The organism is Rubrivirga sp. S365 (assembly GCF_032248475.1).
Lineage (GTDB): Bacteria > Bacteroidota > Rhodothermia > Rhodothermales > Rubricoccaceae > Rubrivirga > Rubrivirga litoralis.
This window is the reverse complement of record NZ_JAVTTN010000001.1, coordinates 1269053-1284296: the sequence shown is the minus strand read 5'-3', so window position 1 is coordinate 1284296 and position 15244 is coordinate 1269053. Positions and strand designations below refer to the sequence as shown.

At 75.0% G+C, this 15244-nt stretch carries 9 protein-coding genes; 7 read left to right on the top strand and 2 right to left on the bottom strand.

Going from position 1 to position 15244, the window contains the following annotated elements:
• The first annotated feature begins 4 nt into the window (after positions 1–4).
• The 7 genes from RQM47_RS05575 to RQM47_RS05545 all read left to right on the top strand — a co-directional run bounded on the left by RQM47_RS05575 (position 5) and on the right by RQM47_RS05545 (position 13559).
• Positions 5–2269 (top strand): PAS domain-containing protein, encoded by a 2265-nt coding sequence (locus RQM47_RS05575; RefSeq protein WP_311663077.1) that lies wholly within the window; start codon positions 5–7, stop codon positions 2267–2269.
• Positions 2266–3114 (top strand): DUF6503 family protein, encoded by an 849-nt coding sequence (locus RQM47_RS05570; RefSeq protein ID WP_311663078.1) that lies wholly within the window; start codon positions 2266–2268, stop codon positions 3112–3114. Before RQM47_RS05575 ends, RQM47_RS05570 begins: the two co-directional genes overlap by 4 nt.
• Before the next feature lie 74 nt (positions 3115–3188).
• The gene (locus RQM47_RS05565; RefSeq protein WP_311663079.1) at positions 3189–5447 is read left to right on the top strand and encodes a PAS domain S-box protein; all 2259 of its coding nucleotides are present in this window, start codon (positions 3189–3191) and stop codon (positions 5445–5447) included.
• 354 nt (positions 5448–5801) lie between these two features.
• Positions 5802–7175 (top strand): acyclic terpene utilization AtuA family protein, encoded by a 1374-nt coding sequence (locus tag RQM47_RS05560; RefSeq protein ID WP_314007817.1) that lies wholly within the window; start codon positions 5802–5804, stop codon positions 7173–7175.
• 158 nt (positions 7176–7333) lie between these two features.
• A complete protein-coding gene (locus RQM47_RS05555) occupies positions 7334–8098 on the top strand; it encodes a response regulator (protein WP_311663081.1) in 765 nt (254 codons plus the stop codon).
• A 308-nt stretch (positions 8099–8406) separates the two neighbouring features.
• Positions 8407–10272: an ABC transporter ATP-binding protein gene (locus tag RQM47_RS05550; RefSeq protein ID WP_311663082.1), complete on the top strand. Its 1866-nt coding sequence runs from the start codon at positions 8407–8409 to the stop codon at positions 10270–10272.
• 398 nt (positions 10273–10670) lie between these two features.
• A complete protein-coding gene (locus RQM47_RS05545; protein ID WP_314007814.1) occupies positions 10671–13559 on the top strand; it encodes a hypothetical protein in 2889 nt (962 codons plus the stop codon).
• Positions 13560–13678: 119 nt separating this feature from the next.
• Here RQM47_RS05545 and RQM47_RS05540 read toward each other — a convergent pair whose 3' ends face one another.
• The gene (locus RQM47_RS05540) at positions 13679–14548 is read right to left on the bottom strand and encodes a hypothetical protein (protein WP_314007811.1); all 870 of its coding nucleotides are present in this window, start codon (positions 14546–14548) and stop codon (positions 13679–13681) included.
• Between the two features lie 310 nt (positions 14549–14858).
• A complete protein-coding gene (locus RQM47_RS05535; RefSeq protein ID WP_311663085.1) occupies positions 14859–15233 on the bottom strand; it encodes a hypothetical protein in 375 nt (124 codons plus the stop codon).
• Positions 15234–15244 lie beyond the last annotated feature (11 nt).

The window sequence follows — 15244 nt, the reverse complement described above, 5'->3', positions numbered from 1 at the left end:
CACTATGATGTCCCGCCGCCCCGCCCTATCGGGCCTCGCCGGCCGCTCCGAGCCCGACCGCCTGGCGGCCTGGCTGGACGAGAGCGACGCGTTCCAGTTTTTGTCCCGGACGCTCGGGGACGTCCTCGTGGTCCTCGACCCCGACGAGCGCGTGGTGTACGCCGGCACCGGCGCCGACGCCCTGTTCGGCTCCGGCACCCTCCGCGGATGCCCCGTCCGGTCGGTCCTCGCCGGCGGCGGCTCGCTGCCCCCGTCGCTGACGGCCTCGGGCGTGTGGGAGGTCCAGCTGGCCGACGGGCGCTGGGTGAGCCTATCGGCGTCCGGCCTGGGCGGGGTGGAGGTGGATGGGCTCGGGCCGCTCGACGGGTACGCCCTCCTGCTCGCGCGCGAGATCGGCGAGGAGCGCGTGGCGCGCGACCGGCTCGACCTGTTCCGCCGGGCGCTCGACGCCACCAACAACCTCGTCGTCGTCTCCGACGCCACCCAGGACGACCTCCCCATCACGTTCGTCAACCAGCACTTCCTCGACGTCACCGGGTACGAGCGCGAGGAGGTGCTGGGTCGGAACTGCCGGTTCCTCCAGGACCGCCCCGACGGCACGCGCGACGGCGACCAGGACGGAGTCCGCCACCTCCGCCAGAGCGTGTCGGCCGGCGAGGCCGTCCACGTCCTCGTGCGCAACTACACGAAGGGCGGGCGGATGTTCTGGAACGACCTGTTCGTGACGCCGGTCCACGACGCGGCGGGGCGGCTCACGCACTACGTCGGCGTCCAGAACGACGTGACGGACCGCGTCAAGGTGGAGGCCGAGCGCGACGCCCGCGGCCGCCTGCTCGGGGCGTTCTTCGAGGGCGCCCCGTGGCTGATGGGCGTCGTCGAGGTCGGCGAGGGCGGGGCGCTCGCGTACCGGCGCGTAAACCGGGAGCTCGCGGCCGCCTACGGTGCGCAGCCGGCCGACCTCGCCGGCCGGCCGCTCGCCGCGCTCGGCCACGGCGAGGCCGAGCGTGCGGCGTGGCAGCGTGCAGTACGGGCGTGCCTCGACGGCGGCGGCCCGGCCCAACTGGACGCCGTGTGGCCGCCCGGAGCCGACCCCGACGCCATCGGCGCCCGGCACCTCCGGATCACCCTGACGCCGGTCGACGACGGCACCGCGGCCGTCGTGATCGAGGACGTGACGGAGTTTGACCGGCTCGTGGCGGCCCAGGCCGAGCGGACGGCGGCGCTCGAACAGGCGGCCGACGCCGTCGTCATCACCGACGGCCGGCTGGACTCGCCGGGGCCGTTTATCCACTACGTGAACCGGGCCTTCGAGGAGATGACCGGGTGGACCCGGGCCGAGGTCGTCGGCCGGAGCCCGCGGATCATGCAGGGGGCCATGACCGACCGGGCCGAGCTGGACCGGATGCGGCGGGCGCTCGGGGCGGGGCGGCCGTACCGGGGCGAGCTCGTCAACGAGCGGAAGGACGGGACGCCGTACCTCGTCGAGGTCGACATCGCCCCGCTCCGCGACGCCGCCGGCGCCGTCACCGGCTACGTCTCGACGCAGCGCGACGTGACCGAGCGCCGGCGGCTCGAGGGCGAGGTGCTCTCGGCGGCGGCCCAGGCCCAGGAGGACGTGGCCCGCGACCTCCACGACGGGCTCGGCCAAGTCCTCTCAGGGACGGCGTACCACCTCCACGGGCTCGCCGAGAGCCTCGCGGCCGAGGGCTCAGCCTTCGCCGCCGAGGCCCAGCGGGCGGCCGACCTCGTCCAGAACGCCCAGCGCCAGGCCCGGTCGCTGGCCCACGGCCTCTCCCCTGTCGCCGTCGGCGTCGACGGCCTGGCGGCCGCGCTGGTCCGGCTGACGCGGGACGTGGCCGAGACGTACGACGTGGCGTGCCAGTTTGTGAGTTCGGGGGCGCCGGCGGTCCGCCCCGTCGAGGCCGCTGGCGACCTGTACCGGATCGCCCAGGAAGCCGTCGCCAATGCCGTCCGCCACGGCCGGCCGTCGTCCGTCGTGGTCCGCCTGGACCCCAGCCACGGCGGCGACGGCGACGGCCGCGCCCTGCTCGCGATCGAGGACGACGGGGCCGGCATCCCCGAGGCCAACCTCGACGGCGCCGACCACGACGGGGCCGGCGGCCTCGGCCTGCGCACGATGCGGTACCGCGCGCGGCGCGTCGGCGGCACGTTCGACGTGTTCCGGCGGCCCGGCGGCGGCACGGCCGTCCACGTCCGGTTCCCCACCGCCGCCGGGGCCGCGCTCGCGGACCCGCCGCAGCCCGCGTGAGCCCACCCCGCCCCGCCCGCCGCGGGCGGGGCGGCCGCTCTGCCCCACCCGACTCCGTCCGCCGCCCCGCCCGATGGTCGTGGGCGGGGTGGGCCGTCGCCGCCGTCGTCGCCCTCGCCGCCTGCGCCGAGCCGCCCCGCCCGCAGGGCGACGCCGAGGCGCTCGCGCTCCTCGACCGCGCCCGGGCGGTCCACGGCTCGGCCGCGCTCGACCGCGCCGACGTCCGGTTCGAGTTCCGCGGGACGCCGTTCACGCTCCGCCGCGACGGCGGCGCCTTCCGCTACGCCCGCACGCTTACCGACTCGCTAGGCCGGACTGTCGAGGAGGCCGTCGACAACGAGGGCGCACACCGGACCGTAGGCGGGGCGGCGGTGCCGCTGGACTCGGCCGAGGCCGCGCGCCTCGCGACGGCCGTCAACTCTGTGGCCTACTTCGCCCTCCTCCCCGCCCCGCTCGCGGACCCCGCCGTCCGCGCGCGGTCGCTGGGGCCGGGCCGCGTCGGCGGCGAGGCCTTCGACCGCGTCGGCGTCACGTTCGCGCAGGACGGGGGCGGGGCGGACTGGGACGACCGCTACGTCTACTGGCTCCGCCCCGACGGCCGGGTCGCCTACTACGCCTACACCTACGCGGCAGACCCGGCCGACACGTCGCGTGCCGAGACGGGCACGCGGTTCCGCGCGCTCGACGGCGAGCGCCGCGTGGACGGCGTGCTGTTCCAAGACTGGCGGAACCTGACAGCCGACTCGGTCAGCGCGATCGAGGACTACGGCGACATCCACGACGCGGGGCGGACGTTCGAGGTCTCGCGCGTGGCGCTCGACTCGGTCCGCGTGCAGACGCGGTAGAGAAGGCGCCCGGGGCACAGCCGGGGAGATCCCTGAGCGCCGGGCCGGATAGATTGAGCGGTTCCCCCAAACGCATGCCTGAGACCACCCCGCCCGAGCCCGACTTCCACTTTGACGGCCAGGACGCGTTCGAGGCGCTCTCCGCCGCGCTCGCCGACGCCGTCCTGATCGTCGACGCGGGCGGGGCGGTCCGTTACGTCGGCCCCGGCCTGGTCGACGTCCTCGGCCTCGACCCCGACGAGGCCCTCGGGCGCCCGTTCCTCGACCTCGTCCACCCCGACGACGCCGTCCAGCACGAGGGCCGCCCCTTCTGGGCCGCCCCGCCCCCGTTCGAGCGCGAGGTGCGGATGCGGAACGGGCGGGGCGGGTGGGCGTGGGTCCGCGTCCAGTCCAGCCGCATCCGGCCCGACGGGGCCGTGCCCGAGGCCGTCGCCCGCGTCGTCGGCGACGGGACGCTCCTGTTCCTCCGCGACCGCTTCGAGGGCACGGTCCGCGACGCGAGCGACCTGATCCAGCGCGCCTTCGACGCCGTCAACAACCTCGTCGTCGTCGCCGACGCCCGGCTCCCGGACACGCCGCTCGTCGTCGTCAACCAGAACTTTCTCGAGACGACGGGCTACGAGCGCCACGAGGTCGTCGGCCAGAACTGCCGGTTCCTCCAGACACGCGCCGACGGGACGCGCGACGACGACGACGACGGGCAGGCCGAGGCGCTCGACAAGGTGCGGACGGCCGTCGGGCGGGGCGGCTCGACCGACGTCGTCCTCCGCAACTACCGCAAGGACGGGACGCTCTTCTACAACCGGCTCTACATCTCGCCCGTCCGCGACGCGGCCGGCGAGGTGACCCACTTTGTCGGCGTCCAGAACGACGTGACCGGGGAGGTCGAGCAGGCCGAGGCCGCGGGCGTCCACCGCGGGCTGCTCGCGTCGTTCTTCGACAGCGCTCCGTTCCTCATGGGCGTCGTCGAGCTGGTCGATGGCGGGCTCCAGCTGCGGGCGGCCAACACGGCGGCGGTCGGCCTGTTCCAGTCCGAGGGGGCCACGTTCGACACGTTCGAGGGACGCGCGCTCACCGAGGTCGGGTTCACCGAAGAGGAGGCCGGCATCTGGTTCGACCACGTCCGCGAGGCGGCGGCGTCGGTCGGGCCGGTCCACTTCGACACGACGTTCCCATGGGGCTCGGACCCCGAGGGCAAGGGCGTCCGGGCGCTGGCCGTCGTCGTCAATCGGGCAGACGGGCGCGAGCCGCTGTTCTCGTACGTGGCCGAGGACGTGACCGAGATCCGCCGGACGAGCCGCGAGCGCCGGCTGCTCGCCGCGGCCATTGAGAGCGCGGCCGAGTCCATCCTGGTCACCGACGCCACGCTCGACGCGCCCGGCCCGCACATCCTCTACGCGAACGCGGCCCACCGCCGGATCTTCGGGTACGACCTGGACGAGGTCATCGGCCAGTCGCCCCGGATGTTCCAGGGGCCGGCGACCGACCGGGCCGTGCTCGACCGGATCCGGCGGCGCCTGAAGGCCGGCGAGCCCGTCCAGGCCGAGACCGTGAACTACCGCCAGGACGGGACGCCGTTCGTGCTCGAGTGGGAGATCGCCCCGGTTCGCGACGAGGGCGGCCAGATCGTGCAGTGGGTGGGCACGCAGCGCGACGTGACCGAGCGCCGCAACCTCGAACGCGAGATCCTCGAGGTCGCCTCGAACGAGCAGGAGCGGATCGCGCAGGACCTCCACGACGGGCTGGGCCAGGTGCTGACCGGGGCCACGTTCAAACTCCAGACGCTCCAGAACGCGCTCCGCCGCGGGGGCAACGACGCGCTCGCCGCCGACGCCGAGCGGGCGCAGGAGATGATCGAGCAGGCGCTCGGGCAGGCCCGGGCCGTCGCGCGCGGCCTGTTCCCGATCGACGTCGAGTCGGACGGGCTGGAGGCCGCGCTCCGGCGCCTCGCCGAGGACGCGTCCGAAGCGTTCGGGGTCGACTGCCGGTTCGTGTCCGTCGGCTCGGCGCAGGTGGAGCCCCGCGAGCGCGCCGGCCACCTCTACCGGATCGCCCAGGAGGCGCTCGCGAACGCGGCCCGCCACGGCCGGGCCAGCGCGGTCACGATCACGCTGGCCCACGAGGACGGCGCCGGCGTCACGCTCACGGTCGAGGACGACGGCGTCGGCATCGCAGACGGGGCGCTCGAGCGGGGCGGCGGGCTCGGGATGCGGACGATGGCGTACCGCGCGCGGCGCGTCGGCGGCGCCCTCGACGTCCGCGCGCTCGACGACGGCGGCACGGCCGTGAGCGTCCGGCTGGAGTCCGCCCCGCCCGGGCCGAGCGCGGCGTAGGGCGGGGCGGGACGCGTGGAGTGGGGGAGCAGCAGGTAGAGCAGGTAGAGCGGGAGGGCATGTAGAGCGGAACCGGCCCACCCCGCCCCGCTCGTGGGAAAAGGGGCGGGGCGGCAAACGAGCGTGCCCCACCCCGGCCCGCTCACAAAACCCGCTCGTCAAAAAGGGCGGGGTGGCGAAGAAGGCCGCCCCGCCCCGCCCGTGCTGTCACCTTCTGCTCTACCCGCTCTACCCGCTCTACCCGCTCTACCCGCTCTACCCGCTCTACCCGGGTTGCACGCGCGATCCACGGCGGGCGGGGGCGGGGCGGAGTAGCTTGAGCGGAAGCCCTTCCGCCCTCCTCCGCCCCGCCCCATGTCCAACTCCGCCCCGCTCCGCATCGCCTCCGGCCAAGGCTTCTGGGGCGACCTCCAGCGCGCGCCCATCGACCAGGCCCGGCGCGGCCCCATCGACGTGCTCGTCATGGACTACCTCGCCGAGGTGACCATGTCGATCCTCCAGAAGCAGAAGCTCCGCGACCCGGAGATGGGCTACGCCCGCGACTTCGTGGACGTCGTGACCGAGCTGGCCTCAGACATCCGCGAGAAGGGGTTCAAGGTGATCTCGAACGCGGGCGGGGTGAACCCCGTCGCCTGCGCCGAGGCCATCGTCGCCGGCGCCCGCGAGCGCGGCGCGCACGGCCTGAAGGTGGCGGTCGTCACGGGCGACGACCTGCTCGACCGCCTCGACGACCTCGTCGGGCGGGGCGTGGAGCTAAAGCACATGGAGACCGGCGAGCCCATCTCGACGGTCCTCGACCGCGTCGTGAGCGCGAACGCCTACCTCGGCGCGCGGCCCATCGCCGAGGCGCTCGCCCAGGGCGCCGACGTGGTCGTGACCGGGCGAACGACGGACACCGGCCTCACGCTCGCCCCGCTCGTCGACCGCTTCGGGTGGGACTGGGACGACTGGGACAAGATGGCCGCGGGCACCGTCGCCGGCCACATCCTCGAGTGCGGGGCGCAGTCGTCGGGCGGCAACTTCACCGACTGGCAGGACGTGCCGGACATGGCCGGCATCGGGTTCCCCATCACCGAGGTCAACGCCGACGGCTCGTTCGTGGTCACGAAGCACGAGGGGTCGGGCGGGCTCGTCAGCCGCGGGACCGTGGCCGAGCAGCTGCTCTACGAGATCGGCGACCCGACCGACTACATCACGCCCGACGTCGTCGCCGACTTCACGTCGATCCGGCTCGACGACGAGGGCTCCGACCGCGTCCGTGTGAGCGGCATCGAGGGCGGGGCGGACACGGAGTTCCTCAAGGTCTCGGCCGCCTACGCCGACGGCTGGAAGGCGACGTCGACGCTGGTCTACGCCTGGCCGAACGCGGCCGAGAAGGCGCGGGCCGCGGCCGGCATCCTGCGCGACCGGCTCGACGCGCTGGGCCTGGAGTTCGACGAGTACCGGGCCGAGATCCTCGGCGCCGGCGCGCTCTCCGAGGTGGACGAGGCCGCCCCCAAGCGCGAGGCCGACCTCGACGAGGTCCAGCTGCGCGTGTCCGTGCGCGGCCAGGACAAGGCGGCCGTCGAGCAGTTCGGCCGCGAGATCGCCCCGCTCATCCTGACCGGCCCGAGCGCGGTGACGGGGTTCGCCGGCGGGCGCCCGCGCCCGAGCGAGGTCATCGCGTACTGGCCGGCGCTCATCCCAAAGTCTGAGGTCAAGGCGGAGGTCCGCGTGCTCGAGGTGTAGGGCGGCCCGCCACCCCGCCCGCGTTTCCACCCCGCCGCCCTGCGTGGGCGGGGTGGCGACGAAACCAGGGGCGAAATGAGCGGCGCGGTTTAGTCGGCGGCGCCGAGCGCCGATACGCGGGGGGCTCTTCTTCCGCCGCCCCAGCCCCGCCCGCTTCCGTGGAGTCGATCCCCGCCCCCCGCGTCCTCCTCGTCGACGGCGACGCCGCCGACCGCCGCGCCGCGCTCGACCTGCTCCGCCGCCTCGGCGTCACGGCCGACGAGGCCGCCGACGGCGAGGCCGGCGTCCGCCGGTGCCTGGGGACCGCGTACGACGCCGTCCTGCTGGCCCTCCGCCTGCCGGCCATGGACGGCGTCGCGGCGCTCCGTGCCGTCCGCACCTCGCTGCCCGCCGAGCGCCGCCCGTGCCTCGTCGCCGTCGCCGACCACGCCGAGGGCGGGGCGCGGGAGGCGGCGCTGGCGGCCGGGTTCGACGCGTTCTGCGCCAAGCCGTTCGGGGCCGAGGCGCTCGTCGAGGCGCTCGGGCTCGCCGCCCCGCCCGCCGCCCGCCCCGCCCCGCCCCACGAGGCCACGGTGGCGGAGACCGTGCAGACGCTCTACGACCAGGTCTGCGCCCACGTGACCGACATGCTGGGCGAGGAGGACCCCGAGTTCGTGGCCGACCTCGTCGAGTCGTTTGCCGCCTCGGCGCGCGAGGCCGTCGCCGAGGCCGAGTCGACGCGCTCGGCCGGCGACGTGGCCGGGCTGGCCGCGGCGGCCCACCAGCTCAAGGGGAGCGCCTCGAACGTGGGCCTGAACACGATCGCCGGCCGCTGGGGCGAGGTCGAGGCGATGGCCCGGGGCGGGGCGGCGAGCGACGAGGCCGTCGACCGGGCGCTCGACGAGACCACGCAGGCCGTGGACCTGCTCGCGGACCGCGTCTAGGGCAGCGGCAAGGGGTCTCATGTGCCCCGCCCCGCCCGGTCCACCACCCCTGGCTACGCCGTCCCTTCGGGGTGTCCCCTCCTGGCTGCGCCGACGCTGCGCGGTTGTCCCGGAGGGGGACTCTTCCCACCCCGCCCCGTCCGGTCAGAACGCTGATAACGCAGAAGACCCTTTGATCCCGCACTAGCTCCCCCCCTTCCCAGCGGCCCCGCCCGCCCCGCCCGAGGCCTCGGCTCCACCCCGCCCGGCGCGGGCGGGGCGGGGTGGCGGCGCGTGAACCGCGCGCCCGAGCCGGCGTTGGGGCAGGCATGGCTTCCCCCCTCCGCCGTCTCAACGCCGACCTCTGGCGCCGCCGCTGGCTCATCGGCCCGGGGCTGCTGTGCGCGTTCGTCTCGTCGCTGTTCGCGCTCGTCGTCCCCAGCGTCATCCGCGAGGCGATCGACGCCATCCCGCGCATGGTGGCCGTCCAGGGCTACGCCGCCGGGACGGCCGCGGGCGACCTCCTCTACGGCGACTTCCGCAACACGCTCGTCCTGCTCGGCGCGCTCGTCGTCGCGCTCAGCGCCGTCGCCGGCGTGTTCGTGTTCCTCATGCGGCGGCTCGTCGTCGTGGCGAGCCGGCACATCGAGTACGACCTGAGGAACCGGCTCTACGCCCACCTCCAGCGGCTCTCGGCCGACTTCTACCACCACTACCCGACGGGCGACGTGATGACGCGGGCGACGTCAGACGTCGAGAAGGTCCGCCGGTACGTCGGCCCGGCGCTGATGTACCTGGCCCGCGCCGTCGCCGCGATCGTGACGGCGCTGGCGGTCATGGTGGTCATCTCGCCCACGCTCACGCTCTGGGCCGTGCTGCCCATGCCCATCCTGGCCGTCGCCGCGTTCTTCGTGAGCCGGCTCGTCCACGTCCGCACGGACCGCCAGCAGTCGGCGTACTCGTCGCTCACGAGCCGCGTGCAGGAGGCGCTCTCGGGCATCCGCGTGGTCAAGGCGTACGCCCAGGAGGAGGCGTGGGGGCAGCGGATCGACGGGGCCTCGGCCGATTACCAGGACCGGGCGCTCGACCTCGCGCGCGTCGACGCCGCGTTCCGGCCCGTCCTCACGACGCTCATCGGGGCCTCGACGGTGCTCGTCGTCGGGGTCGGCGGGCGGCTCGTGATCGAGGGCCAGCTGTCGCTGGGCAACATCGCCGAGTTCATCATCTACGTGACGATCCTGACGTGGCCCGTGGCCTCGTTCGGCTACGTGGTCTCGATGATCCAGCAGGCGTCGGCGTCGATGAGCCGGATCGCCCAGATCCTCGACACCCCGCCCACGGTCACCGACGCGCTCGCCGCCGGCGACGGGGCGGCGGGCCGCGCGGGCGGGGTGGAAGTCTCGGCCGGCCGCGGCGCGGGCGGCGACGGCGCGGGCGGGGCGGTCGAGGGTCGGCTCGCGTTCGACCACGTGACGTACCGCTACACGCCGGACGGCCCGCCCGTTCTCGACGACGTCTCGTTCGACGTCCCGGCCGGCTCGTCGGTCGGCGTCGTCGGGCGGACGGGCGCGGGCAAGTCGACGCTCGTCGAGCTCGTCCCCCGCCTCATGGACCCGACCGAGGGGCGCGTGCTCATCGACGGCGTCGACGCCCGCGAGATCCCGCTCCAGACGCTCCGCGGCGCCATCGGCTACGTGCCGCAGGAGGTGTTCCTGTTCTCGGACACGGTCGGCAACAACGTCGCCTTCGGGGTCCCAGACGCGGGCGAGGAGCAGGTGCGCGAGGCGGCCGAGGAGGCCGACCTGCTCGCCAACGTCGAGGACTTCCCGCGCGGGTTCGACACGCGCGTGGGCGAGCGCGGCATCACGCTCTCGGGCGGCCAGAAGCAGCGGGCGGCGATCGCCCGCGCCCTCATCCGCCGCCCGCCCATCCTCATCTTCGACGACGCCCTCTCGGCCGTCGACACGCGGACCGAGGCGACGATCCTGGAGAACCTCCGCGCCCAGTTCGGCCAGCGGACCGTCGTCGTCGTGAGCCACCGGGTCTCGGCGGTCCAGGACGCCGACCAGATCGTGGTCCTCGACGACGGCCGCGTGGCCGAGCGCGGGACGCACGCCGAGCTCGTCGCCCAGGGCGGGGCGTACGCGGAGATGGTGCGGAAGCAGCAGCTGGAGGACGAGCTGAAGGAGGTGTAGGGCCGCCACCCCGCCCCGGTCTGCACGGGCGGGGCGGCCGAGCGTCGGGCCGGAGCGGAGGAGGGGTCAAGGTGCCGCCCCGCCCCGCGCGCGCCGAGGCGCTCGGGTACCAAGCTGCTGGAACCGCGCCTCACGTTCCACCCCGCCCGTAGCGCTGCGTCACAGCTGATCTAATGAGTTGAGGTTGTGTTCCGTGTTGCGTATTCCGTCCCCGAGGGCACCCAACACGCAACACGAGACACGCAACGGCTCTCAGCGAACCCGTCGGAAGACGGTCGATGCGCCAGTAGCCTCTCCACCGAGTTCCCTCTCGCGTCGAGGGCGGGGTGGGGCCGCCGTCCCGCTCGCGTGCCGCTCCGCCCGTGCGTAGCGTTCGGCCGCCCCTGCCGCCGCCCCGCATGCCGATCGTCCTCCGCCCCGCCCTGCTCCTCGTGGTCCTCGCCGTCGCCGGGTGCGCGTCGAGCGGGCCGGCCGCCCCGCCCGCGCCCGATCGGGCGCTGACGGCCGAGCGGGCAGAGCGCCTGGACGCCGTGCTGGGCGGCCTGCTCAGCCGGTGCCGCGCGGGCGGGTGCGCGCTGCCCGTCGGGCGGGGCGTCGAGGTCGACTCCGTCGTCGTGGCGGGGGGGGCGGTCGAGGTCCGCTTTTCGCGCGACCTGGGCGACGCGCCGGTCCGCCCGGCGACGGCGGCGGCGTTCACGCACGACGTGGCCGCGGCGGTCGGGCGCGTGCTGCCCGGCGTGCCGGTTCGCGTGGTCACGCGCGGCGCGGCGCTGGAGGCGCTCGTCCCGAACGCGTACCGGGATTCGCTCAGCCGCGACCCGTCGCGCCTGTTCGCCCCACCCGAGCCCACGTACCCGCTCACGCGGCCGGCCGCCCCGCCCGCGGCGCCGACGGCCGGGCTCGCCGGGCGGCACGTGGCGCTGTGGCCCAGTCACGGGTGGCTGTTCAACCCGGAAACGGACGACTGGGGCTGGCAGCGGGCGCGGCTGTTCACGACCGTCGAGGACCTGCTCACGGTCCAGCTCGTGACCCAGACGCTCGTGCCCATACTGGAGCGGGCCGGCGCCGTCGTGCTCCTCCCGCGCGAGCGGGACCCGCAGGCGGCCGAGGTGGTCGTCGACGACGGCGGCCCCGGCTACGCCGAGGCAGGCGCCTGGGCCGACGGCGGGCCGGGCTTCGGCCTGCGCGCGCAGTACGGCGACGGTCAGAACCCGTTCGCGCTCGGCACCACGCGCGAGGGGCAGGGCGCGGCCACGTGGACCGCTGACCTCCCCGCCCCCGGCGCCTACGCCGTCCACGTGAGCTACGCGGGCGGGGCGGGGCGGGCGGACCGGAGCGAGCGAGCGCGCTACACGGTCCGCCACGCGGGCGGCGAAAGCGCGGTGCTCGTGAACCAGACGATGGGCGGGGGGACGTGGGTCTACCTCGGGACGTGGGAGTTCGACGGCCCGGCCTCGGCCACGCTCACGAGCGAGGGCGGGGCGGTCTCGGCCGACGCCGTTCGCTTCGGGGGCGGGGTGGGCGTCGTGGCGCGCGAGGGGCAGACGAGCGGGCGCCCGCGGTGGACCGAGGCGGCCCGCTACTACGAGCAGTATGCCGGCGCCCCGCCCGCCGTCTACAACGTGACCGGCGAGCCCGACGCCGACTACGTCGACGACTACCGGAGCCGCGGCGAGTGGGTCAACTGGCTCCGCGGCGCGCCCTTCGGCCCGTCGTTCGCGCCGGACGACCCCGGGCTCGGCATCCCGGTCGACCTCTCGCTCGCGTGGCACACGGACGCCGGGATCGACCGCGACGGGACGGTCGGGACGCTCCTCATCTACGACTCGCCGGGCATGGACTCGACGGGCACGTTCGCCGACGGGACCTCGCGGCTCGCCAACCGCGACCTCGCCGACCGCCTCCAGACGACGATCGTGGACGACCTCCGCGCCACGTTCGACCCGGCGTGGACCCGGCGCGCGCTGTGGGACCGGAACTACTCCGAGGCCGCGCGGCCGGCGGTGCCGTCGGCGCTCCTGGAGCTCCTCTCGCACCAGAACTTCCGCGACATGCAGTTCGGGCTGGACCCCCGGTTCCAGGCTGTCGCCGCGCGGGCCGTGTACAAGGCGATGGGTCGCTCGCTCGCCGAGCAGCGAGGGCGCTCGTTCGTGGTCCAGCCGCTCCGCCCGACGCACCTCCAGGCGACGTTCGAGGGCGGGGCGGTCCGCCTCGCGTGGCGCCCCCAGGCCGACCCGCTGGAGCCGACGGCAGCGCCCGACGCCTACCTCGTCCAGACGCGCGACGGCGAGCGCGGGTGGAGCGAGGGCACGCTCGTGCAGGAGACGCATGCGAGCCTCCCCGCCCCGCCCCCAGGCGTCGTGCGGAGCTACCGGGTCGTCGCGGTCAACGCGGGCGGGGCGGGCGCGCCGTCCGTGGCGCTCGCCGTGGGGCTCGCGCCCGGGGCGGGGCGGCCGGTCCTCGTCGTCGACGCCTTCGACCGAGTCGCCCCGCCCGCGTCGGTCGCCCTCGCCGACAGCGCTGGGTTCGTCGACACCGTCGGCGTGCCGGACGGGCGCAGCGTGCTCACGGTCGGCGCGCAGCGCGTGTTTGACCCGGACCTCGCCTACGAGAGCGACGCGCAGCCGGGCTGGGGCGCGAGCGGGGCGGAGCTGGAGGCGACGGTTGTCGCGGGCAACACGCACGACCACGCGGCGGCGCACGGGGCCGCGCTCCTCGCCCTCGGCCACTCGTTCGTCTCGGCCACGGACGAGGCCGTCGAGAGCGGGGCAGTGGCGCTGGACGACTACGCGGCCGTCGACCTCGCGCTGGGCCTGGAGCGGCGGACGCCGCACCCCGACTCCTCGCGCGCGCCGGACTTCGAGGCGCTCCCCGCCCCGCTCCGCGACCGCCTCGGCGCCTACCTCGACGGCGGCGGCGCGCTCGTGGTCTCGGGCGCGCACTGGCTGAGTGACGCGGCGGCCGACCCGGCCTCGGCGGCGTGGGTCCGCCGGTACCTCGGTGCTGAGGCGGGCGGGGCGGCGCCGGACGCCTACGCGCTCGACGCGGGCGCCGGGCTCGTCCCGTTCGCCGCGTCCTACGGCCCCGACCGCTACGCCGTCCGCGCGCCCGACGTGGTGCGCGCGGGCGGGGCGGGGCGGCTCGTCGCGCGCTACGCAGACGGGCAGGGCGCGGCGGTCGCGTCGGGGCGGACGGCCTCGTTCGGGGTCCCGCTGGAGGCCGTGCCCGACGTGGGGCAGCGGGCGGCGCTCCTGACGGCCGCGCTCGCAGCGGCCGGCGTGCGCTGAACCGCCCCGCCCTGGGGAGGCCGCCCCGCCCGCGGCAGCGAGGGCGGGGCGGAGGCTTTTCGTGCACCGCGAATCGCCCGCCCCGCCCGTTCCGCCCGCCCCGCCCAACGAGCCGACGTCTACGGGCGAGGCTCCCGCGTCGCCCGCACCCGGTCCAGGAACGCCTGGTAGACGCGGGCGAACTCCGGCTGCTGTTGGACGTCGCCGTGGCCGGCCTCTGCGATGACCGCGAGCGTTTTTCGGCTGGCCGGGAGCGGGGAGGCCTCGTAGAGCCGGCGTGAGAGCACGGGCGGCGTCGTGGCGTCCTCGTCGCCGGCCAGGAGGAGCAGGGGCTCCCCAATCCGTTCGACCTCCGCCCGGTTGTCCACGATCCGAAGCGGGCCGTCGACCTGGACCGTGACGAACGGCCTGTACAGGCTCGGGATGCGCACGCTGGCCCACTCCTCGGGCGTCGTCGCGGAGCTCTCCAGCACGACCCCGGCCGCCGGGCGGTTCGCCCCAACGTGGCCCGCGAGGAAGCTCCCCAGCGAGAAGCCGTGGGCGACGAGGCTCCCCAGGTCCGGCAGCGCGGCGGCGTGGTCGAACACGTCGAGGGCGTCGGACTGCAACAGGCTTACGGTCGGTGTGCCGTCGCTCCACCCGTACCCCCGGTGGTCGATGAGGAGCAGGTTGATGCCGAGGGGGAGGAGCGCCTGCGCCGTTCCGAGCCCCGAGCTTTCGACCGTGAACTCGTTGCCGCCGAAGTAGAGCACCGTGAGGTCCGCCCCGGGCTGGCGGAGGAGCGCGCCGTAGAGGATCGTCCCGTCCGCCGCCTTGATCCGCTGCTCCTCGTAGGCGACGCCCGGAAACGCAGCAGCGACGGCACCGGGGACGACTTCGGGAGAGGACTCGGCGCGCCGGGGATGGATCAGCCCGTGCTCCGTGATGTCGATGGAGGAGCACCCCGACGCCGAAACCAGCAAGGCCGCAAGACAAAAGGCTCTGGACATCGGGGATCCATGGAGTGTGGCGCGACGGTCGAGAGTCCACGCGAAGCGTGGTGTGCCGGCAGCACAGGTTACGCGAGACCTCGTCTCAACCCACTGCGTCCCAAGTGAATCGCTCCTCTCGTCTCCTTCAGCGGGCGGGGTGGCGGGCCGTGCCGGAGCACCCGCCCCGCCCGCACTCTCCGCCGCCGCTGAGGTTCGGGCGGGGCGGTACCCGTCCGGCACCAGGGCCAAAAAAAGAGGCGCGCCCGGTCGTCGGGCGCGCCTCGAAACGCGGCGGGCGGAGCAGGCTCCGCGGGTGGGGCGGCGCCCGCTAGTTCGTGCAGATCGACCGGAGCACCTTGCGGCGCTCGTCGAGCGTGTCGCGCCAGCGGTGCTCGGCGACCTCGTCGTCGCCAAGGAAGTAGGCCCAGTGCTCGACGGTGTCCTCGGTGAGGAGGACCGGCGTGCTCATGTGGGCCGTCCGCTTGAGGAGCGGCTGGAGGCCCATTTGGTGGACGAACGTGATCTTGCAGTCGCCGTCCTCGACGCGGCGGACGGTGAGCCAGTTGTCGCCGCAGACGTGGCAGGTGAAAAAGCGCGCTTCCTGGTCGTCGACGAGCGCTTCGAAATCATCGGTCTCGTCGGGCTCGAGGTCCATCGGGAGCATCGAGAGCGAGCCGCAGGCCTTGCACTGGAGGCGGTCCATTCGGTGTTCGG

What these genes read in the sequence shown, in the direction of transcription:
- RQM47_RS05575 (WP_311663077.1), top strand. Translation starts at nt 5, where the DNA reads ATGATGTCCCGCCGCCCCGCCCTATCGGGCCTCGCCGGCCGCTCCGAG.
- RQM47_RS05565 (WP_311663079.1), top strand. Translation starts at nt 3,189, where the DNA reads ATGCCTGAGACCACCCCGCCCGAGCCCGACTTCCACTTTGACGGCCAG.
- RQM47_RS05560 (WP_314007817.1), top strand. Translation starts at nt 5,802, where the DNA reads ATGTCCAACTCCGCCCCGCTCCGCATCGCCTCCGGCCAAGGCTTCTGG.
- RQM47_RS05550 (WP_311663082.1), top strand. Translation starts at nt 8,407, where the DNA reads ATGGCTTCCCCCCTCCGCCGTCTCAACGCCGACCTCTGGCGCCGCCGC.
- RQM47_RS05545 (WP_314007814.1), top strand. Translation starts at nt 10,671, where the DNA reads ATGCCGATCGTCCTCCGCCCCGCCCTGCTCCTCGTGGTCCTCGCCGTC.
- RQM47_RS05540 (WP_314007811.1), bottom strand. Translation starts at nt 14,548, where the DNA reads ATGTCCAGAGCCTTTTGTCTTGCGGCCTTGCTGGTTTCGGCGTCGGGG.
- RQM47_RS05535 (WP_311663085.1), bottom strand. Translation starts at nt 15,233, where the DNA reads ATGGACCGCCTCCAGTGCAAGGCCTGCGGCTCGCTCTCGATGCTCCCG.